This window comes from Nocardia sp. NBC_00403, assembly GCF_036046055.1.
Taxonomy (GTDB): domain Bacteria; phylum Actinomycetota; class Actinomycetes; order Mycobacteriales; family Mycobacteriaceae; genus Nocardia.
On record NZ_CP107939.1, the window covers coordinates 7,315,063 to 7,337,154 of the forward strand.

Below are 22,092 nucleotides of genomic sequence, written 5' to 3' on the forward strand. Positions count from 1 at the left end.
GCACTATCACCGGGGACGATCGACGAGCACTTGTGCCGAATCGTCTTCGGCCTGCTCGATAACACCGACCAGAACCGCCTCTGCGGCGATAGGGTCGTCTTGGTGATCGGCGTCGTCGTATTCGATGACGCCGATGACGGGGGCTTGCTCGAGAACCGGAACGTCCTGAGGCTCACCGGGTACGAAAACCTTCGACTTTCGACGGTCCTCGTCCTTACGGCGGCGGCGCATATTCGCCTTGGGCGCGACCACACGCCGAGGCGCTGTACCCCGCGACGCGGGACCAGTGCCACCGCTGATCGGGGTGGCACCGTATGCTGTACCAGGTCCTAGCGACCAGTTGGCCGGCATTCGGAATCCGGTCGACGCGCCCGGCATGGAACCTATTCCGCCACGCATCATTCCGAGCGCGACCATACTGCCCGAACCACCGTTCAAGCCCGCCAGGGTGGACGAGTACGGCGAAGCGCCATAGAAACCGAGATCCTCCGGCGACAAGCCCTCACCCGACGAACCGCCCAATCTATCGGCCATATTCGACATTCCGTTGTTCAGGTCGGAGGCCGCTTGTTCGGGTTCCGGCAATTGCTGCGCCGGCTGTTCCGGCGTCGGTTTTCCGGGGTCGGTGCCCGGATCACCGTCACCATTCCCGTCTCCACCGCCGCCGTTGTCGCCATTGCCGTTGCCGTTGCCGTTGTTTCCATTTCCGTGATCGCCGTTGCCGTTCCCACTACCGTCTCCGGTATTGCCCGGACCCCTATCGAGGGGCACGTACTTGTGCCCCGGAGTATGATCCCGGAGAAGAGGTGGCAGTTGGAAGTTCTCGCCCACAGGAACAATGGTCGGTGGGACTGTCGGTGATGGAATCTCCGCAGCCAGCTCGATCGCTGTACCCGCATAGGTAGCCATCGTCACGATGGCTTGGGCCCACAAAAGATCGTACGCCAACTCCGCAGCGAGCATCAGGCCCGAGGTCTGGCCCACGGTATTGGCGGCAGCCAACCCAACCCTGAGTCCATCAAGAGCCCTAACCATATCCAACGGCGGCATGGCCGCGAACGCGGTCGCGTACGCTCCGGCAGCCCTGGTCGCCAAGACCGCCATCGTATCGGCGACCTTGGCCTGGTCACGAAGCCATACCGCATGGTGACGGTAAGCCGCCTGAGCTCGGTCCGACGACGGACCCTCCCAGGCAACCGACAACGCCTTCGTCGATCCTTCCGAACTGTCCGCCGCCGCGGTCAACCCCGCCGACAGTGCTTTATAACCGTTGGCGGTGTTGAGCATCGGCGCGGTGCCAAGTCCGCAAGTGAGTCTGAACGAGAGGATCTCGAGCGGCTGTGCGGCGAAGATGGCGGTGGCCGGCAACATGGCAAGCGCACGCAGAGCGTGGTCCATTGCGGCCAGTGCTGCCCTAAGACCAGCCTCTATCAGCGCATCGCCTGGTGAAGTCATGATCAGCTCCCCGCCGAGACCTGTCTACGGAGTGAAACTCGTAGTGTGGCAGGTGATCTCGCCGCCAGCATCGATATCCGATGTGGTGTAGTCGATACTCACCGGGACATGCACTTCGCCTCCATCGAGCATGGCGAGAGCCGCGACTGCCGTGGTGCCGAAAATCCCCGGCATGACACTCCCGAAGACACCGGACAAGCAGGGACTCACATCGTCGATTGCAGCCGGAGCGGGCACACACATCGGCCCTGCGACGCCGACAATAGTGTGCAGTCCGGTTCCACCCGCGATGTACGAAGCGCCGATACCGGGAAGACTTTCGGTGGTGCAACGGAGAATGGGACTAGTCATTGATTTCTCCTAACGACTGGCTCCGACTCTTATCGAGCGGTACAGAAAGAACGCTAAGCCATTCCCAATCTTGGGAACGCCGTTGGAGGCGTGACACTGACCACCGGTCAATCCTCGGGCGGAGACCACGCGGATTGCACGAGTTCCTTCCTCGATATCAGCGGTTCGACGAGGATGCCACGGCCGACGGGCTGCTTGGTCGCCTTCGCGTCACCGATCAGCATGCCGTCCAGTTTCGAACCGTCCATGATGAAGCCGGACGAGTTCAGGTTCTTCATCTGGCCGAGCACACTGTCGTACATGGCGGTATCCGCTTGAGCAATGTTGCGCGCCGCGATGATGTGTAGCCCGGTGTCTCTACTGTCGACGATGATGTCCTTGATGGAGTCGAGCGGGTTCGCCGAACCGCGCTGAGCAACCATGTGATAGTCGTCGATGACCACGAAGATCTCCGGGCCTGTCCACCAGGAACGCTCCTTGAGCTGCTGAGGAGTGACATCATCCGGAGCACGGCGTCCGCGCATCCGAGCAGCAAAGGCAGGCAAGCCGTCGATCAGGTCACGCTCGCTGGTCAGATACCCGACCAACTGACCGTCTGGAATCGCCTCCATATGCTGGCGGCGATAGTCGATGAGCAACACGCGGGCTTGGCTGGGATCGAACCGCCGACGGATCGACTCCAGCAGCGCCGCAAGCGCTGACGACTTACCCGACCCGGACGAGCCCAAGATGATCAGATGGTTCGAAATACCGAAATCGACTCTCGCAGGTTGCAAATCGGTTTCCCGGATCCCGAACGGCAGCACAAGGCGCTGGGCCAGTGTCATCGGATCGGGAACCTGTTCGAACACCTCGTCCATAGTGATCTGAGCCGGCAACAACTTGACGATGGGGGCGATACGACCCGGGTAGGTCTGTTTCAGCTGCTCAATCGCAGCAACGAGACCCACACCCGCGGTCTCGGCGTCGCCGACTCCATCGATACGGGGCAATGCGGTCAGCATGTGCAGTGCCTCAACAGAGATCGAGCGGCCCGGACGGTCCGGCGGAATAGCGTTGACGATATTGCGATGGGTGCCGAACACGGTGTCGGTGAGATCGCCGAGCCGCATCTCCAGCCGCGTTTGCAGCAGATCCTTGATAGCGGGCCGAATCGCGGCCCAGCGCGAACTGCTGACCACCAGGTGGATGCCGAAGTTGAGGCCCTGGAGCGCAATCGACTCCATCAACGGCAGATATTCGTCGAAGTACGGACCGCTGACCGCGAATCCGATGTCCCAGCCGTCCACCACGAGGAAGACATCACCGTGTTCATCTCCGTGGGCGGTGAGCTCGGCGGATTCTCGCGGCACGGACCTGCGACGCCGAAACTCTCGCATGCTGTCGATCCCGAGGTCACCGAACAACGCCTGCCGAGTGGCGATGAGATTGGTGACCAACGCGAAAGTGCGCCGGATCCGGTCGACGTCACGGGAGTTGGCGATCGAGCCGATGTGCGGCACACCGCGAAGACCGGACAGACCACTCGAGAAGTCGAGACAATAGAACTGGACCTGCTCCGGCGTGTGGGTGAGCGCGGCCGACATGATGAGCGACTGTAGGGCCGTCGATTTGCCGGACTGCGGACCGCCGATGACGGCCATATGACCACCCGAACCGGACAGATCGATCGTCCAAACGTCCTGCCGCTGCTGGCGTGGCTTGTCCACGATGGCAATCGAGAGCTGGAGCGAACCCGGAGTCACTGTGCGCAGGAGCTGATCCAGCGTCGGCGGCACGGTCAGCGGTGGCAGCCACATCTTGTGTGCCGGTCGGCCGTGGCCTGCGAACTGTTGCAGGACCGTCTCCATCACGGTGACCACTTCACCGTCGTGCTCCTGCTCAGGTGCGGCCACTTCCGGCTCGGGGGCGACCGCGGGCCGTACTTCGACGATATGTGCTGCGGTGAATCGCTGCGGCGGCCGATACCCGCCGCCCGCCCGCCGCACCCGCTGCGCAGTGACCGTGGTGGCCTGCACCGGTGCCACATAGGGCGAACCCACGTAGGCGGCCTGGAAACGTTGCAGATCACCCGAACCGACACGCAGGTAGCCCGCACCCGGCTTCTTCGGAAGGTGATAGGCGTCCGCGGTACCGATCGCGTCGCGCGAATCGCTGGTCTGGTTGGTACGCAAGGCGATTCGATAGGAGAGGTGGGCTTCGAGCTCGCCCATCCTATTGGCCGGCACCTTCTGCGAGGCCAGCAACAAGTGAATGCGCAGCGACCGCCCGAGGCGGCCGATCGCGACGAACAACTTGGAGAAGCTCGGGTGATGCTCGAGCAGTTCGGCGAACTCGTCCAGGATGATCAACAGGGTCGGCATCGGTGCCAGGTCGGCACCTTGCTCGCGGGCACGCTCATAGTCCGCGACACTGGCGAAGTTGCCACCGTCACGCAGAATCCGTTGCCGCCTGGACATTTCGCCGTTGATCACGTCTTCCATACGGGTGACGAGATCGGCCTCTTCCTCCATGTTGGTGACGACGGCCGTCACATGGTGCAGCCGGTCGAACCCGAGGAAGGTGGCGCCGCCCTTGAAGTCGACGAGCAGCAGGTTCAACGTGTCCGGCGAGTGCGTCGCGATCGCCGAAAGCACCAGTGTACGAAGGAATTCCGACTTGCCAGAACCGGTGGCGCCGATGCACATACCGTGCGGGCCCATACCGTCCTCGGCGGATTCCTTGATATCGAGATAGACCAGACCGCCCGCGGGGTCGTAGCCGAACGGAATGTTGAGACGTGATCGGTCGTTGTCGCGGCGCACCGGCCACTGTCGTTCGATCCGGACACTGCCCGGATCGACGAGCCCGACCATGTCCTCCCACGACGTGCTGGTCGCCTGCTCGGCGGCCACCGCCTCCACCACCGTCGAAAGCCGGTGCGGCGAGACGCTACGCGCCAGCGCCGTCATCGCGGACGCCGACAGCGCGTCGGCATGCCCGACGCGACGCAACCCGCGCACACCCACCTCATGCAGTGAGCGGTCCTCGCCGAGGGTGAATTTCAGCGCCCGCGGCAGGCTTTGTTCAGCGGGTCCGAGGCGCAGCCAGGTGCAGCCATCGATACCCGAGATATCGCGGTCGCTCGCGGGACCTGGCACGTCGACGATCAGCAGATAATGTTTACGATCGAGCGTCGGTTGCGAATTAGCGGAAAAGGGGCCCCGATTGAGTCCCGCCAAGACCTTTGTTCGCAGCTCCGCCACATTCTGGTAGACCATGCGACTCGACCCGATAGCATCGGTCTCCTCCGGATGCTGGGTGTGCGGTAGCCATTTGAGCCACGACCATTCCGGCGCGTCGGGCTCCGACAGCGCCGCGGCGATCGCCACCTGATCCGGACCGTGTAGCACAACGACTTCGGCGATCATCGCACGCACGAGATCGGCGACCATGACCTCGTCGCCATCGATGCCGATCTGCGGCGCCGAAAGCAGATTGATCGCCACGGGCATACCGCCGACAGTGGAATACGCCTTCGCGAATCGAGTCACTTCGACCACACCGACCGGATCGAGATCGGAGGTCGGCGCGGCCTCGGGCACGATTACGCGCACCTGATTGGCAATCCGGCCACGGCCGACGCGCACACGCAGGAATTGTGGACTTGCGACCTGCACCTCCCACATCCGCTTCCCGCCGACCAGCCGGGAGATCTCCCGCGGACCGGGGTGTGTGTAGCGCAGGAATTCGTACAGTTCCGCTTCCGCGGCGTGCACCGTCTTGCGGTTGTCGGTGATGCTGCGCAAATAGTCCTTGCGCTCCTCATTGAGGCTGGCGGCGCCACCGCCACCACCGGCCATGCCACCACCCATCATGCCGCCCATCGAGACCAGCATCATGATCGGGAAAAGCATCGACATCGGATTCATGGCCGCGCCGCTGCCGCCGCCGCGGAACATCATCACCATCATGCCGCCCATGGCGGCAACCATGACGACCGGCATGATCATCTTCAGCCGGGACGTGGGCACCGGTTTGGGCAGCTCGGTCGGTGGTTGCAGCCGCAATTCGGTGACGGCGGGCGCTTTCGGGCCGCGCACCATCCGGGCAGGCCGCACAAATCGGCGGGTAGTTGTCACGACGGGCCGCCTAGTCCTGCGACGATCTGATTCGGTGTGATGCTGTCGTGGGCGAGCCTGGCGTTCTCCGGCGACAAGGTGGGCCCGACGGCGAACAGCGAGATGATGGGCCACGGGGCGGGTACGGGCGCGCGCAACGCGAGCGCGGCCATGGTTTTGTCCGTCCCGCTTCCCGGTTCTTTGACGTCGACGCCATAGCGAACACCACTGTCGGAGATCCAATAGAGCGATTCACGCAGCGGCGATGCCACGTCCACACCGGTAACCTGCACAAAACGACCGGTATCGCGCGGCATGTACGCCGCATCGGCGGTTCGTCCGCCCGACGGGACCGCGGTAACGAGATCTACCGCCCTGACCTGCTCTTCCTTGGTCAGCGGCAGCTGCCTGCCGACCAAGAGTTCGGTGGCGGCATTCGGGTCGGTGCCGGTGCGCGACCAATGGAAACAGGTCACCTCCGATTTCAGGGGATCCACCACTCGAATCGGGCGCACCGGATACGTCGCAGTTCCCGGCCACGAGCCGGGGCGCAGGTTCGCGGCGATCAAGTCCGGTCCGACCGTCTTGGTGGCGGGTGCGCCCTGGGAGTCCGCGTTGCGGATCATCGCCGCTAGCACCGAACTCACCCGCACCACACCTGCTTCCGACACCAAATAGTAGGACGCCTCTTGACCGGGAGCGGTCACCGTCAGCACCGAGCCGACCGGTGTAGTGAAACCGGAACTGAGCATCCGTGGTTCACCCGAGCCAGGCACCTCGGGCACCCGCAGCGGTGGCACCTCCGGAATGGCATTGATCAATCCCTTGGATGCGGCCATCACCGGGGCGCTCGCATCGATACCCAGAGCCAGCATGACGGCGGTACTTCGCAAGTCTATGGAAGCGCGTACGACGCCTTTCTCATTGTCGGTGTATACCAGCCAGACGGTGGCGTCGTCGCGCATCAACCGAGCCTCGTTCTCGGCCAGCAGCCGGTTGGCGTCCCCGTCAACGGTCAGGGGTCCGCCGATCACCGTGGTGCGCACCGAGGATTCGCGGGTTGTCGGCAGTCCGGTCGCTCTGTCGATCGGTGCGGACGCCCCGGTCTTGGCGGTGTTGCACACCGTCCACGAGGAGTCTCGTTCTGCGCTGTCAGCGATGATTCCCGGTGCACCGGGAATGCCGACCAATGGTCCACGTGGATACTTCGCAAGCTCGTCTCGTGAGACGGGGACCGGCTTGTCCGGGCTACCCGTGATGAGCCGTGCCGAGGTCAAGTTCAACGCCGGATACAGCTTGGGGCCGAGATGCACGAACAGCGCACCCGACTCCTTGTCGGAGATGATCTTCGCCTCCGACACTTTCTTGGCGGGTTTGAAGAACGACATGACAGCCGCGCCCGCGATGACCACACACACGATGGCGATGCCGATCGACAACGCGGTCGAGCGCCCGCGTTGTGGATCATCGATCATCGAAGCATCTCGACGCACCAGCGCGTGCTCGATCCGCCGTAACAGAAACCGCCAACCAGATATCTGATGTTTCGTCACTACCCGAAAGCGCGCCACCGGTTTTGGTTCCTTCCGCCGACCTGCAGACAAACGTTAGTCGTGGGTGCCGCCACAACCGTCACGTGACTTCCCAAGATTGGGAACACCGAGCCCGGAGGGAGGCGTGGGGTCGGTCATATGTCCGAAAGTTGCCCGATACCGCAGGCGCTTTCAGGTAAGCACCGCTAGCGCAAGCGACGGGTGCTCATCACACCCGAGCGGACGGTGCCAAACCCTCCAGTGCGGTGCTGATGTCGAACGCATCGATCGTCATCAGTTCCTCGTCGGTCATCGAAACGACATCGACGTTGTCCCTTGTAAAACGGTAGTCGCGCTCCGCCTCGGCGGATTCGACCACGTTACGCACGAAACGTCCGTTGCCTGCCAGGTCGATCAGTCGCCTGCCGTTCTTGGTCTGTTCCGCCAACTCGGCGCAGCGCAAGCGCAGCACCTCACGGGCCTGTTCGGAGAGGATCGAATCCTTCTTGTGCGCAATGTGTTCGGCGATCTGCACGAGTTCGGCCGCGTCGTAGCTCGCGAATCGGACCCGTTTGGTGAACCGGGAGGCCAGACCGTCGTTGGATGCCAGGAACCGGTCGATCTGATCCTCGTATCCGGCGATGATCACGACCAGCTTGTCTCGGTCGTTCTCCATTCGCGCCAGCAGCGTATCGACGGCCTCTTTACCGAACGCGTCACCACCGGAAAGCCCCTCTTGGATCAGCGTGTATGCCTCGTCGATGAATAGCACGCCGCCGAGCGCCGAGTCGATCAGCGCGTTGGTCTTCGGCGCGGTGTGACCGAGATGAGTACCGACCATGTCGTTGCGGGACACCTCGACCACATCGGCATTCTCCACGACACCGAGTCCGGCGAAGATCTTCGCGATCACTCGGGCGATGGTGGTCTTGCCGGTACCGGGAGGACCGGAGAAGATCAGGTGCTGCGACTTCGAATCCACTGCCAGTCCGCGCTTGGCGCGCACCTGGTCCATCAGCACACCGGACTTGAGCCGGTCGACCTGCTCCTTGACCGAGTCCATGCCGATTTGGGCCTGCAGCAGGTCGGAGGCCTCGGCGAGGAGCACATCGCGCTCCGCCTTGGCCGCCGAAGCCGCCACCTCAGCAGGATCGTCGCCGGAAGTCGGGTCCCAGCGATCGGTCCTCGACGCGATGACGTCTGCGGAGGCGATTTCGAGCCGATAGTTCTTGTCCTTGACCGCGCGCTGCCACTCCTCGCGCTGCTGCCACAGCCCGGAACCCTGCAAGCCCCTGAGGATCCTGTCGGCGTTGTCATGATCACCGGTGTGCCGCAACAGCATTCCGAGCAGGAAGTGCGCGTCCGCCCAGATGTAGGACAGACTTCCGGATTGACTGTCCTCAACGATCCGCTGCGCGCGGGGCAGCGCCTCACCGATGCGACCCGATTGCGCGAGCGCCTGGGTGGACATCAATTCGGCCGCGATATCGAGCAGCCCGTCTTCGAGCGTCGGGCGTGCCTCGCGAGCGGCGAGCACATCCGTCCACCGCTTGGTCCGGAAAAATAGTGACATGCGGACGAAGTCGGACACGTCGTCGGTGGGCACCTCGTCGAGAATGACCGAGGCTTCCTGCCATTCACCACCCTGCGCGTAGGAGCACGCCTGCGCGATGGCGATCTGATCGCGATCGGCCATGGCGACGCGCAGTCCATACATGCCGATCTCGACCTGACACCACAGCGCACGATCGACAAGACCGGCCCGCTGCTGGTCACGATAGAGATTGTGCACCGACCGATAGGCGCCGTAGATCACTTCCTCGGTGACCTCGCCTGCCATTGCGCGCCCCAACCAGGCATCGCACATATCGGGATCGAGGTCGGTAGCAGCCCGGAACGCCGCGGAGGCATGCTGCTCATTGCGCACACCGCCTGCGACCAAGGCCAAACTCTGTACACCTGTGTAGAACGCGTCCTCGGCCGCTGACAATTCGGGCATCCTTCCGCAGATCTCGCCTGAAAGAACGATAGTTACTGCGGATCAGGCTCAGCCCGCACCGACTCCCCAATACTGGGAAGCCGATATCCGCCCAATCGAGTTACGCCCGCCGGGAGAATATGGCCGATCCGCACCGACCACTCCGCGGCCATTGACCCAATTTTGAACGTACCGTCACATGACGGTACGGTTGGCCATGGAGTCGCAGTCATCCCACTTCTGACGACGCCCTTTCGATGGCGGCTGGTGGTCGCAACCCGGCGACCAGCCGCCGCACGGCACATTTGCACCGAGCGGCAGTCAGAAATTTCTTGCCGCTGATTGGGTGCACACTATTGAACGTTCCGACAGAACCGGGTACAGTCAAAGACGGATCGCGGTCCCTCATCCCGACGATCTGACCTTAAGAGCAGTGGCCGGTAGCGCCGGCACGCCACCGGCCACTGCACGGTCCACCTCGGCGCTCGAGCCGATTCTCCCGCCACACGGCAGGGCTTTCCCCGTACCGTTGTCGCGATTTCATTCCCGCGCAAATTCCCATTGTCGGGAATACCGCACCGCTCACTCCGGCAGGCTATTTGCCGACCTTCGGATCGACGCCCTCCGGCGCGGTGACGATCGGTGCTGTCACACGCGGTGGGCCGGAAGCCACATTGGTCGCAGCCGTGACGCGATCCGGCGCGACCGCATCACGATCCCGCTCGGCGACCTTCTCGTCGCGTGGCTGCGAGGACGGCCGGTCGACCTTCGGTGCGAAGACCGTGACCGCGACATCCGGCGTGCGGGTGGCCTTGGACCACGGCGTTTCGCCCGGCTTCCGGTCTGTGGATACCGAGGTCGCCGAGGGGCGGACGGGCTTGCGCCGCCGCGGCCTGCCGGCTTTCGAGCTCTTCGACTTGGCACGCCCCCACGGCGTTGCCGAACCTGCACCACCACGTCCGGAACCTGCCCCACCCTGGGACCCGGGCGGAGCAGACGCTGCCTGCGCCTGCGTCGGGTCGGACATCGCGAGCGGCTGATCGGCAGCGGGTCCGACATGTTGCGCATGTCCACCGAGACCCGCGGAGTCGGTGGCGGCGACTACCTGCCCACCTGCGTATCGACCTGACGCTCGGTCCCATTCGCCCGCGTCGGCTCCCTGCCGACTGTCGGCCGCTGCGGGATCGACACTCGCGGCCGGGCTCAGCACAGTGCTACGACCGCCATCACCGCGATCCACCGTGTCGCCTGTCCGAGCCGCTCCGTCGGGAGTAGCGCCGGACCAGCCCGGCGAGCCGGATGACTGTCCGGGGGCCTTCCCCGCTTGCCCGGCATCACCGGTCTGCTGTCCAGGCTCGGCTGTCGGCCGCCCCGAATCGGCGGTGGACCGGTCGGGCGCACCAGCGGATTGCCGATCCTCGCCCGCACCGTGGGCGGTCGCCGGCGGTCGGTCGGTCAGCTGTGGCGCATTGGCTGCGGACGGCGGTTCGTACACACGCGGCGCCACAGCGGGCCCCACATCGGCCGGCCCGATCGGCGTGGCCGGTCCGATCGGCGTGGCCGGTCCGATCGGCGTGGCCGGTCCGATCGCCGCAATCCGCGATTCCGGCACCATAGTGTTCGGGGTCTGGTCGAATCGGGCGGGTGTCGTAAAGTCGAGCGGCGCTACGCTGGCGGCGAAGGTAGCGGCATGCTTCATGATGTCGTCGGCGTGCTCGTCGAGCACCCTGGCATAGCGCTGCACCTCGTCGGGATCGATCTTCAACGACGGTATCGATGCAGTGCCGGTATCAGGCACCCCCAGCATGTCGCTTGCCGCGCCGTAGACCACCCTCTTGATCATGTCTTCGATGGTCTGCTCGAGCGGCTCGATCGCCTTTCCGATCACCTCGGCGAGGATGTAACCCACCAGCATCTGCTGCATCTGGGAGCAGATATTGCGCGCGGAGAGCCCGAGTGGGACCGCCATCGGCTGCATTCCGGGTACCAACAGCACACCGATGTAGGATGCCGCCAACGCGGCAAGCTCGGCGAGGACCACCACCTTGACCACGGTGATGACTTCGGCCGCGATTTCCAACGCCTTTGCGACGAAGCGGCAGGCGCGGTCGAGGTCGGCCATGTGGGTCGCACTCATGGTGGCCCAGCTGGTCACCAGTTGCTCGTAGGAATATCCCGAATAGACCGCGCCCATATCCTTGATCACGCCACTGGCGGACTCGTGCGTGTTCTGGACATTGGTGGCAAAGGTGCGCACATGCTCGGCGAGGGCCTTGACGTCGTCCTCGTTGATGTCCGGGTACGGAACACCCACCATATTGAGGAAGAACACGACCTCGCTCGGTATTTCTATGGCCACGCGGTTATCCCCTCCGCAACCGCTGGCTCAAAGCACCCGAACGACGATGGCGTCGCTCGACATCCGCGACCAACTAACTGTCGCGCCCGTATACGGCGCTTCGATGACCATGCCGTTGCCCGCGGCGAGCTGGACATGTTCGGGCCCTCGCGTGCTGAACGAGCTGCCGGGAAAGACCAGATCACCGGGCCGAACATCCCTCGGGTCGACTCGGACCCCGCTGTAGATCTGCTCGTAGGTGGTACGCGGCAGAACCACCTCGCCATGGGAAGCCTGCGCGATCGCGTACTGGGTCAAGCCGGAGCAGTCGAAGCCGCCGCCGCTCGGGCCGAGATTGTTGCCGCCACCCCAGACGTACGGAGTTCCCAGCCATGCGCTGGCAGCACTCACCGCATTGCTGCCCTTCGTACCGTCGGACCGTATTGCGCTTCGGCGCTGCATTCGGGATGCCGAAGCCGAACGAGTTCGATTCCGGCGACGACGGCGCGTCGAGGCCGAATGCCGTCCGATCCTCTGCTGAGGCACCGCGGGCGGCATAATCCGCGCCGCCTTCTGCTTAGCATCCGCGACGTCGGCGTCGACTCGTTTGGTGGCATTGTCGATGGTGACATGCGCGGCATCGAGCAAGGCCGGGCCGCTGAAGCGGGTACCGCCTACCGAGGCGATCGCCCGCACTCGCGCCTCGAAGTCCGCGATCTGATCCTTCATGTGGGCGCGACCTGTGACCGTTCCGTCGGCGGACTCGGCGGCTGTCTTGAACACGAGAGCGTCCTTGCCCGAATGTGATTGGGCAATCGAGGTGTGCGCGCCTCGCGCCTCGCTATAGCCGAGCGCAATTGCTCCCGCATGAGCGCGCATTTCGGTCTCCAGCGCCTTGACCGCCGCCGCTTGACCCGCTCCGGGCTGACCCTCGCCATAGAGCCCGAGCAGCGATTGCAGTACTCCATGCAGGTCTTCAGTCAGTGTCTGTGCCATTCGACCGACTCGCCATCGCGCATCACCCGACCGCCTTTCACATCCCGCCCGAACCAATGGGGCCCGCCTCGCAGCGGCGTCTTGTCGGCCCTGGAGGTACGTAAGTAGTTCAACTATGCAGCACTCCCCAAGTATGGGAAGCAACGACAATGGAGGGACTTCCAGAGAGGCGGTGCCGGCGCATGGCGGTGAAGGCGGCGAAAACCGAAGCCGAAAAAGCGGCAGAGCTCGCGGCCAAGTCCAAGCAGCAGCCTTTGCCGAATTCCGTCGGCAAGAATTACTGGCCGGTCAAGCTGACGGTCCCAGCGGGCGCGTCGGTGGGCCTCAAAGCCTTCATCACGATGGGCGAAGCCGCGATTCAATCCGCGGTCGACCTCCTCGGTCGCGGCACGACCAAGCCGCCACCGCAGGTGGAAGATCTCTTGCGACCGGTCGTGTACGAACACCTCGGCGAAAGCAAGGTGACCGACGGCTACAAAGAAGCCCTCAACATGGTCGAGTCGCGGAAGTCGTCCTTGCTCGCGTTCGACAAGGAGGTGCTCAAAACCTCCAACGTGGTGGCCGCCGACCAGGACAAGACGCTGCGCGATATCAAAGACATCGTCACCAACCTCGACGGCACGCTGAAGCGTCACGGCAGCGCAAAACTGAAGGCCCCGGAGGAATCGCCGCTACTGGAGGCGGTCGCCACCGCTGTGGATAAGGTGTACGACCTGGTGACCGACGTCGCCAAGAGCAACGAAGAAAAAGCCAACCCCGGGAAGGGCAACGGCGGCGGCAACGGGAATGGCAACGGCGGCGGCGGGAACGGCAACGGCGGCGGAGGCAGCGGCGGCGGCGAAGGTGGCGCAGGCGGCGGTTTGGGGGGCGCACTGCAAGCGCTTGCTCCGATGGCGATGATGATCCCGATGGCGATGATGCCGCTGGTCCAGATGGTGCCGGAGCTGATGAAGCAAGATCAGGAAAACAAAGAGAAAGAACGCGAAGCGGCCGAGGACAAGCAAGCAGAGGCCAATAAGGCGCAGCCCGCGGTTGCCGCACCGGCCCCTGGCGACCCCAATGCGGCACCGCATCCGGGTCTCCCCGCTATCACACTGCCCGGCCTGCGCACGAATGCTCGTTCCCGAGCACAGCAGGGCTCGACAGTGTCGGCGAACGCCGGTTCCGAAACGGGCGACGAAGAGCAAGAGCTGGAACAAGAACCTATGGCCGAAGCGTAGGCAAGCGCGAAAATGCCGGTCGCCGTATGGCGACCGGCATTTTTCTGTTTCCGGTGTTCTGTGCGCGCAAGGTAGCTATGCACGGGGCTGGGTGCCGGCTGTGCGCGCACCGACACCGTCGGCCCCAGATGGAAGGGGCGAAGCAGATAGCCGTTCGGCCAGGAACGGTCCGGCTGGTACAGCAGCCGGACCGCCCTCGGTGCCGCTTACGACCCTTCCGGCGCCCCTTCTGGTGAGACGACCGGAGGCACCGTCGGCGGAGCGACCACCGCGCCTGCGGGTGGTCCCGCGATATCCGGCGCGGAAACACTCGGGGCGGTAACCCCGGTGGCGGCAGGACGGACAACACGCTCCGGCTCTGCGGTCGTAACCGCGGCGGGAACCGGGACGAACAGCGGATGCTCCACGATCTGGTCGTGCGCGTACACGACATCACGCAAGCTCTGCGCCGTCGGTTCTTCCGCGAGCAACAGCACCAGCTCGTTGCACCGACGCTCGAACACCATGTCGCGCAGGGCCGAGACCTCGGCGTCGATCCGCAGCTGTCCCAGTTCCACTCGGCCGACATCGACTCGGCGCGACAGCATCGACGCCGCCAGCAGATCGTCGGCGTCGCGCAATTCGTCCCAGACCTGTCGAGGCACCGACCGACCCGCCTCTATGTAGCTCAGGATCTGTTCGCGCAACTGTCGCGATCCGACCGCATCGGCGGTCGCCCGTACCGAACGCCCGACTTGCGCATGCGCATCCTGTGCCAGCTCGACGCTGCGCGTGCGAACCTGTGCGTCGGGTACTGCGGCAAGCTGGTCCGAGACCACCGCCGGGCTGGTCAGGCCAAGTCGATCGGTGGTATCCGGCGTTGGTTCGCGCAGGTCGACGTCGTAGGCCGGACCAACAAGCCCTGCCATCGCGACATCGGTGAGGCGCGAACTCAAACCTGGGTCGATCGGACCGGAAGACACGATGGCCGACAGCGTGGCGTTGGCCTTGGCGCCCCAGGCCAAACCGAACTCCGCGAGAACCCGCGCCGGATCGGAGACGCCCTCCCAAGGGGACGCGCTGCCTTCTTCGGTGCCGAGCAGTTCGTCCCACTGCCACGGTGTGGAAACCTCACGCGGCAGGAACAGCCGCGCGGGCAGCCACCCGCGTCCTTCGTTCGAGGTGATGAACACGCCGGGTCCGGCAGGCCCGCGCAGCACCGCCACCGCCCAGACCATCCCCACCGGGGAGTCGACGGCGGCCAGCACACCGGCGAGCAGGGTCCGTGCGAGTACCAGGTCGTTGTTCACCTGGTCGCCGACGACGTATGCCGGCTCGGCCGCCTGGTTCTTGGCCGCGGCGACCGCAGCACCGAACGGCGTCATCGGCACTGCCGGTATCACCGACGGTGTGCCGTCCGCAGGATTCGCGGACGCCGCCGCAGCACGATCGTCCATCGGTGTGTAAAGCGGCGGCCTGCCGACAGGCTCTGCCGACGCACCGGAGGGCGGATCGGAGGGCGGAGCCGTCGCACCGGCGGCAAGTGGTGGAGCTGAGGGCGCGGGACCCCCCGTGCCGACCGAGGCCTCGGCGGGGCCTGCCGACGCGGCAGGCGGGTCGATGACTCCCCCGCGGGGCGCACCGACCCCTGGTTGTTGGCTCGAGCCCGGTTCCCCGGCATTCGCGGCGGCAGGCAGGGGAGCCTCCGGCCCCGGTGTGACAGAACCCGGCACAACAGGGCCCGATTCCACAGGAACCGGCGGTCCGTCACGATGACTCAGAATTCCGCCGAACGCGCTGCCATGCGGCTTGACGGGCCCTGCCCCGCCGCCCATGTCCGAATCGCCGCCTGGTTGCTGCCCCAGCGGCGTCGATCCGGAACCGCCGCCACCCGACTCCCAGCCCTGCTTGACGTTCGCTGCGATCTCGTCGTCGTATTCTTGATACGCATTCGCCGAGGCCACCAAGGATTCCGCGGTCTGATCGTGTTCAAGGGCGAGCGCTTCGCCTGCCCGCTGTCGGGCATCGTAATAGCGGATCAGCGCATCGTAGACCGGAGAGGCGATCTTGCCGTAGGTGGCCAGGAAGGAGGCGAGCCAATCTGCGGGCGGCTTGGCCCACTCCCTGGTGTCACGAGCGACCTGGCGGTGTTGCTCGGCCAGCTGACGTAGCACCGTGGGGTCGATTTCCATACTGTCCGGCACGCGCGATCAGTCCTTTCCCACCAATGACCCCATCATTGTCATTCCTTCCCACGGCTGGGAATCAATGATGATTCGCCGCTGCTTCACCGCCCGGGCCCCGCCGTGATGGTCGGGCGTCGCGCCGCCGCGGCCTGAGGTGCCGGCCCTGGGGATGCCGGCGCAACGAAGGACGGGTGCCCGATAATCTGCGCGTGGGCGTACATCGCATCACGCAGGCTTTGCCGCGATGGAGCATCCTCGAGCAGCAGCACGATCTCGTCGCACCGCCGTTCGAATACCATGCCACGCAAGGTGGTCAGGTCGGATGCCGATCTGCCTGCGGTTTGCTCCGATCGCAGCTCGCCGAGCGCCACCGCGGACACATCGGCCCGGTGCGACAACATCGTGGCCGCGAGCAGATCATCGGCGTCACGCAATTCCTCCCACCAGTCCTGCGACACTTCGCGCCCTTGGCGCAGCGCGACCAGGACGCGCTCGCGCAGTCCGGACGTTCCGAACGACTGGGCCGAACCCAGCCCAGCCTGACCGACCCGCACATGTGCATCCGTTGCCAGTTCTATGCTGCGTCGGCCGATTTCGGCAGCAGGGGTCGCATTGGCTCGGTCCAAGAGCGCAGGCGCGCCCACCAACGCAAGACGATCCACGCGCCCCGCGCCCGATGTAGTCAGATCCATCGCAGATGATGCCCCGACTTCCCCGGCCGAAGGCACATCCCCGAGCTGGCGACGCATGTTCACGTCGATCGGCTCCGATGAGGCGAGCGCCGTCAGGTTGGCTCCCGACTTGCGCCCCCAGGCCAGTGCGAATTCGGCGAGCACCCGCGCCGGATCGGCCACGCCCTCCCAGCCGGACCCCGCGGCGACCTCCCACACCCAGGGCGTGGACACCTCCCGCGGCAGATACAAGCCGGGGGGCAGCCAACCGCGTCCCTCGTTCGATGTCACGAATGCGCTGATGCCGCTGGGGTGTCGCATCACAGATACTGCCCACCCGATGCCGACCACAGACGGACCGACCGCAGCGAGCACGCCGCCCAAAATCGTGCGCGCCAGCACCAAGTCGCCATCCACTCGATCGCCGAGCACGAACGACGGTGCTGCCGCGGAGGTCATCGCGGCGCCGACCACATTGCGGATCAGTTCGTTGCTGCCGCTCTCCTCCGCAGGCTCGCCATCGCCACCACGATCGCTACTGGTCGCGGCCTGCGATTTGGCAACCGGTGCGGCAGTACTCGAGGCCGGGCCCGCCGAAACCTTCGGCACGACCGGCGGGGCCTTCGATTCGGCCGCTTGGGCCACCGGCTTGACTTGTCCCTGAGATCCCACCCCGGGCTGAGCGGCCTGCGCCGTCGATCCGGACGGCGCTGCCGTGGCGGCCACCGAGGACCCGAGTGACGCGCCTTGCGCACCCGACATCGGCATCGCCATCGGCAGCGCCGGGTCTGGTTCGGTCACCGACAGGCCGGCCGCGGCCAGCGCGGCCGTGGGGACTCCGCTCGGATATGTGCTGGAGGCAGCCTTCTCAGGTGTCCTGGCGTTGCCTGCGGCAAGCGGCTCGCCCGAGTCGGCGTCTACGTCTGCCTTCGTGGGCCCGTGCTCGGGGGCGGGAGTCTCGGAACTCGGATCCATCGGGCCGGAACGTAACGGCGCACTCGCCGCGGCGCTCGAGTCGTCCTCGTGACCGCCACTAGGCGCGAACGGCGTGGCGGCGGCGGTACCAGCCGGCGATGCGAGGTGCGGTGTAGCCGCATTCGAGGGCGAAGCCACCTGCGAGTCCGCTGTCGGACGATCAGCCGGACGGTCCGCGGCGTCGAGGTCGGATATCGGACGATCGCGGGGCTGGTGCTCGGGCATGCCGAGGATGTCGTCCAGCGGAGTCCTCGGCCCCAGCGGGCCATACGGACCGTATGGGCCAGGCAGGCCGGACGGACCGGACGGACCGTGTGGCCCCGGCCGCGCTTCGCCGGGTCGATGTGGTGCGGATGGCCCGTGGTCGTCGGGCTTGCCAGGATGTTCGGTGGCCGGGCGATGTTTCCCAGGCCCGCCGGAACCGCCGGCTTGCCCTGGCTCCCATGGACCGGGCATGCCCAATGTCTCGGCGATGATGGCAAGGGTCGGCAACCCTGTCGGGCTGATCGAGCTCATCGCGGCTCGCGTCACGTCCTCGACCTCTGCTCGGGCCGCGGCAATGATGCCGGGGATCCGCGCTTTGGCCGCTTCGGCCTCCTCTTTGTCCTCGGTACTGTCGGCCGTGCGTGATTCGGCGTCGGCTCGCCTCGTCGCCCGTTCCACGATGTCCAGGATCTGATTCCGCGTCCGGTACACCAGATCCGAGAAGTCTCGGAAGGTATCGGCTGCCGCCTCCAACGCGTCCGCGAAAGCCTGCGGATGGGCGCGTTGGCTGAGCATGTCGTCCTTGATCGCCTGCAATCCAGCGCTGGAGCGCACTCGGTCGTCGAAGGCGCGACGGTGCTGGTCTATCTCGAAAAGATCGAGTGCGGCCGCACCGTCACGCGCCGTCCGTTCGAGCGCGCTCCAATCGGAGGGCGGGATCTCCGGCCAGTCGTTGCGGACAATGGCATTCCAGTACGGGCTGTTGCGTTCCGGCTCCATCGGCAATTCAGATCAATGTGCGAAGGACTTGATGGCCGCCCGCGGCGTCCTCCGCATCGAACACACCGGTGGTCTCCTCGGTGTGTTCGGAAGTCGCCTCCGCGCGTTTGTCGGCTCGCGGTATGGCGTCGAGGATCGTCCTCCTGACCCAGTGACCCACCTTGTGGAGACCGTTGTCGAGCTCCGATTGGGGGCAATGGACAGGCTCACACTTCTCGGCGACTGCCTTGACATGCCCGGTATAGGTTTTCACTGCCCCGGTGAAGCCACGGGCGGCCGCGTTCACTCGGTGCGACTCGTCCATATTCAGATCGGTCATGTCGGTGTCCTGTCTCGGAGTTCCGGAAGTCTCGTCAGGAGGTGGTTCTGCCGAATTCGGCGTCCTCCATGGCCCGGTAGGAAGCCTCGGTCGGAAGGTCGAACGAATCGATGGTGTAGGGCAGTGAGCCCTTGCGCTCCATCTCGTTGCGCAGTCCTACTCGGGACTTCGCGTGCGCCAGGCGCGCGAGCTTGAGGATCTCGGCGGCCAGCCAGTCGTCACCGTTTTCGAGCGCGTCGTCGGCGACATGCATGCCGATGATCTCGCCGTCTCTGTCACACGCGACGCCCGCGGTGTGATCGGGATTGAACACCTCGAAGGTCCTGGCCTCGTACGCCGAAGGGTCGAAGTCGTCCTCGTCCAAATCGAGGTCGTCCACATCAAGGGGGAAATTCTCATTCATCGGTTGGCCTCCGAACGTCGTTGTGAGGAATGGGATCTGATCGAGTAGTCGGTGACCGAGCCGACGGGCGGCCCTGCGGATTCGGCGGCATCGGCGTCCAGTCGCTCCGCGAGCGCGGCCCAAGCCTCGTCCCCGATCCGCATCACATGACTCAGCGCCCAGAAGCGGGAGCCCAGATACATCTCCCCTGTTCCGTCGACCTCGAGCTCGAGATGGTCGGGGCCTTCAGTGGCCGCGTTGAGGGTGATCGCGGTGACCGGTGGGCGGGAGTCGTCGACATTGACGATCAATGCGCCGCCACCGGGAATGAAGCTCTGTCGCAATCGGGGGCTGGAACCGATTGCGACATCTGAGCAGTTGGTGGTGATAGTGACTTCCGGATTGAGCATCAGTTGCAGCGCCCAGGATCGAGCCGCCTGCTCGGGGAAGTCGGCGTTGATCGACATGGCAAGGGTGGCCGCGAGATCCACGACAAGCAAGGCATCCGCCGTGGTGACACCGACGATCACCAATCGCCTCGCGGTGCCGACCGGATGGGGCAGATCATCGGCGGCCACTGTTATCACGTCCGAGCCACCACCGGATCCGGCCACGGGATGCGCGACGACAGTTCCGGTGGCCACCTCGACGGTATAGGCGGCAATTATCCCTGACGCTTGCTCGGCGACACCGGCCAAGCGCACGAGCCCTTCGTCATGCAGCCACCGCACCGTATCGGCGATGGTGACCTCGGGGACGGCGGCGGTCATCACGCCTGGCTCGGCGCGGCGGCGGCCGACACCGATTCCTCGTCGTCGCCCAGCGCGGGCGGGACTTGCATGATCGTCTGATACTGCCGTGCCGCGTCGGCGGTGCTCTCGCGGATGGCGGCCATGATCTCGGCGGACAACTCGGCGCCGGTGAGGTGGGCCGCGGTACCCGGCGCCAGATACAGGTCGGTCAGCCTGCCCATCGCGTCGACCTCGGGGATGACCGCGCCGCTCGGCGAGGGCCGCCTGGCCCGGATATTGTCGATCCGCTCGCGCATGTCGGCGATCTTGTGCCGCAGCTCGCGCGCGGCGTCCAGCGCGGCCTGCACGTCGGGATGGATAGTCATGCGGTTCCTCCGGATTGGCTTGAATTCTGGTTGCTCGGGCCCGGCGTCGGCGGCGTCACCGTCGGGGCGATGGTCGGTCGCTCACCGATCACCAGATCCGTGTGCGGCGTGTCGTCGACGTACATCAGGCGATCGGGGTGCCATGCCACCACACGGTTGCGGTCGCCGCCACCGCCACCGGCGCCGCCCGCGCCGCCCGGCGACATCGGCATGTACGGCATTCCCGCACCGCCCGCTCCCACCCCACGCGCTCCCGCCGCCCCTGCTCCGCCGCCGAGCGGCTCGATCACCTGAGCGCGTGGAAGTCCGTCCCTTCCGCCGCCTGAGAGGGCTCCCGTGGGCGCGACGGTAGGCAGCGCCGTGCCCGACATGTTCTTGATCCCGGGGGCCGACGGTATACCGCCGACCGACGCCGCGCTCGGGATGCCACCGCCACCGCCGCTCGGCACCATGCTGGCCGGGCTCGGAACTCCGAGATCCTCGTAGTCGTCGAGACCGTAATCATCGAGCGGCTGCGAGGTGTCCTGCCCCTGCTGTAATCCGGTCATCCCGCTCATCAGAGCAGGCAGCATCGACATGAGTGCATTGGGGTCGCTGCCCTGACCCGAACCGGTCCCGTTGCCGTTGCCTTTACCTTTACCGTCGCCGGAATCGTCGCCGGAATCGTCACCCTCGGGAACTTTCGAGCCGACCGCCGTGCTGTAACCCGTGATCGTCTCGGCCGAAAGAGCGTTCTGCGCTTGGAACTTGGCCAACGCCTCCTCGATCGCAAGCTGATTCTTAGACCGCATCGCGGTGAGCAGCTTCTTACGCGCTGCCATGATCTCCTGCGGCGTCGGGTGCTTGTCCTTCGCCGTCCGGAACGCGTTCCCGTAGGTGTCGGCGGCGTCGGCCAGCGTGTGCATTTCGCTGCCGAACCGATCAAGCCAACCACGATGCTCGGCTATGTCGGCGGCCGCGGCGGATCCCACCGGCCGCCAGTGCTGCATGGCCTGCGCGGCTTGGTCGGCGCCTTCGACAGCGTTCGCATGAAAGCTACCCGCGAACTGGCGAAGCGATTCGGCGAAGCTCGTCGCCCCACCGGGACCAGGGCCCGCGTGCAATTGCTTCGCGAATGTCAGCGGATCGACCGTGCCCCCGCTCGCCGGGAAGGTATGCACCGGTGGCCGCCGTAAGCCGAGCGACTCCACCACGGGTACGGGATTGGCGACCTCCTCGGCCCCGGAGCCTCCGATCACCTGGGCCCCGTGCGCATCGCCCTTGCTGTACTCGGTCGCCGCGGCCCCGATGTGGTGCGCGGTGTGCTGGAGGTTGTTGAGAACCTGAGCAATTCCGTTGAAGACCTTGGCCGCGTCGTTGTTGAGCCGCGGCACGTACGAGGCGGAGATCGGGTCGGCGCCCGCGGGCACGACCCACCCCTTGGGCAGCGCCGTCCCGGTCTGCCGCGCCAACTCGGCAAGCCTCGCCGCGTTACGGACCAGTTCGTCCAGATCGACGTGCATCGCCATC

General features: G+C 65.3%; 15 protein-coding genes. 1 reads left to right on the forward strand and 14 read right to left on the reverse strand.

What is annotated here, in order from left to right; genetic code table 11:
• Positions 1 to 6: 6 nt before the first annotated feature.
• The 7 genes from OHQ90_RS32835 to OHQ90_RS32865 all read right to left on the reverse strand — a co-directional run bounded on the left by OHQ90_RS32835 (position 7) and on the right by OHQ90_RS32865 (position 12,750).
• A complete protein-coding gene (locus OHQ90_RS32835) occupies positions 7 to 1,455 on the reverse strand; it encodes a PPE family protein (protein WP_328404160.1) in 1,449 nt (482 codons plus the stop codon).
• 24 nt (positions 1,456 to 1,479) lie between these two features.
• The gene (locus OHQ90_RS32840; RefSeq protein WP_328404164.1) at positions 1,480 to 1,806 is read right to left on the reverse strand and encodes a hypothetical protein; all 327 of its coding nucleotides are present in this window, start codon (positions 1,804 to 1,806) and stop codon (positions 1,480 to 1,482) included.
• A 107-nt stretch (positions 1,807 to 1,913) separates the two neighbouring features.
• Complete coding sequence (gene eccCa, locus OHQ90_RS32845) at positions 1,914 to 5,927, reverse strand: type VII secretion protein EccCa (protein WP_328404166.1); 4,014 nt, start codon at positions 5,925 to 5,927, stop codon at positions 1,914 to 1,916.
• Positions 5,924 to 7,477, reverse strand: a complete 1,554-nt coding sequence (gene eccB, locus OHQ90_RS32850; protein ID WP_328404168.1) for a type VII secretion protein EccB — start codon at positions 7,475 to 7,477, stop codon at positions 5,924 to 5,926. Before eccB ends, eccCa begins: the two co-directional genes overlap by 4 nt.
• A 190-nt stretch (positions 7,478 to 7,667) precedes the next feature.
• Complete coding sequence (eccA, locus tag OHQ90_RS32855) at positions 7,668 to 9,437, reverse strand: type VII secretion AAA-ATPase EccA (RefSeq protein WP_328404170.1); 1,770 nt, start codon at positions 9,435 to 9,437, stop codon at positions 7,668 to 7,670.
• Between the two features lie 574 nt (positions 9,438 to 10,011).
• Entirely contained in the window at positions 10,012 to 11,775 is a 1,764-nt protein-coding gene (locus OHQ90_RS32860) for a WXG100-like domain-containing protein (protein ID WP_328404172.1), read from the reverse strand.
• 27 nt (positions 11,776 to 11,802) lie between these two features.
• Positions 11,803 to 12,750 (reverse strand): C40 family peptidase, encoded by a 948-nt coding sequence (locus tag OHQ90_RS32865; protein WP_328404174.1) that lies wholly within the window; start codon positions 12,748 to 12,750, stop codon positions 11,803 to 11,805.
• A 182-nt stretch (positions 12,751 to 12,932) separates the two neighbouring features.
• Between OHQ90_RS32865 and OHQ90_RS32870 the strand changes: the two genes are divergently transcribed.
• Positions 12,933 to 13,970 (forward strand): hypothetical protein, encoded by a 1,038-nt coding sequence (locus tag OHQ90_RS32870; RefSeq protein ID WP_328404176.1) that lies wholly within the window; start codon positions 12,933 to 12,935, stop codon positions 13,968 to 13,970.
• A gap of 206 nt (positions 13,971 to 14,176) precedes the next feature.
• On the opposite strand, the gene OHQ90_RS32875 is transcribed toward OHQ90_RS32870, so the two are convergent.
• The 7 genes from OHQ90_RS32875 to OHQ90_RS32905 form a co-directional block, all read right to left on the reverse strand.
• Positions 14,177 to 16,153 carry a type VII secretion target gene (locus tag OHQ90_RS32875; protein WP_328404178.1) on the reverse strand — a complete coding sequence of 659 codons (1,977 nt, stop codon included), beginning with the start codon at positions 16,151 to 16,153 and terminating at the stop codon, positions 14,177 to 14,179.
• A gap of 83 nt (positions 16,154 to 16,236) precedes the next feature.
• Positions 16,237 to 18,765, reverse strand: coding sequence for a hypothetical protein (locus tag OHQ90_RS32880; RefSeq protein ID WP_328404180.1), 2,529 nt, complete (start codon positions 18,763 to 18,765; stop codon positions 16,237 to 16,239).
• A gap of 7 nt (positions 18,766 to 18,772) precedes the next feature.
• Positions 18,773 to 19,084, reverse strand: coding sequence for a hypothetical protein (locus OHQ90_RS32885; RefSeq protein WP_328404182.1), 312 nt, complete (start codon positions 19,082 to 19,084; stop codon positions 18,773 to 18,775).
• A gap of 34 nt (positions 19,085 to 19,118) precedes the next feature.
• Complete coding sequence (locus tag OHQ90_RS32890) at positions 19,119 to 19,487, reverse strand: hypothetical protein (RefSeq protein WP_328404184.1); 369 nt, start codon at positions 19,485 to 19,487, stop codon at positions 19,119 to 19,121.
• Positions 19,484 to 20,236, reverse strand: coding sequence for a hypothetical protein (locus tag OHQ90_RS32895; RefSeq protein WP_328404186.1), 753 nt, complete (start codon positions 20,234 to 20,236; stop codon positions 19,484 to 19,486). Before OHQ90_RS32895 ends, OHQ90_RS32890 begins: the two co-directional genes overlap by 4 nt.
• Entirely contained in the window at positions 20,236 to 20,583 is a 348-nt protein-coding gene (locus tag OHQ90_RS32900; protein WP_328404188.1) for a YbaB/EbfC family nucleoid-associated protein, read from the reverse strand. Before OHQ90_RS32900 ends, OHQ90_RS32895 begins: the two co-directional genes overlap by 1 nt.
• Positions 20,580 to 22,091 (reverse strand): PPE domain-containing protein, encoded by a 1,512-nt coding sequence (locus OHQ90_RS32905; protein ID WP_328404190.1) that lies wholly within the window; start codon positions 22,089 to 22,091, stop codon positions 20,580 to 20,582. The genes OHQ90_RS32900 and OHQ90_RS32905 overlap by 4 nt, the downstream gene beginning before the upstream one ends.
• Between the last annotated feature and the right edge of the window lies 1 nt (position 22,092).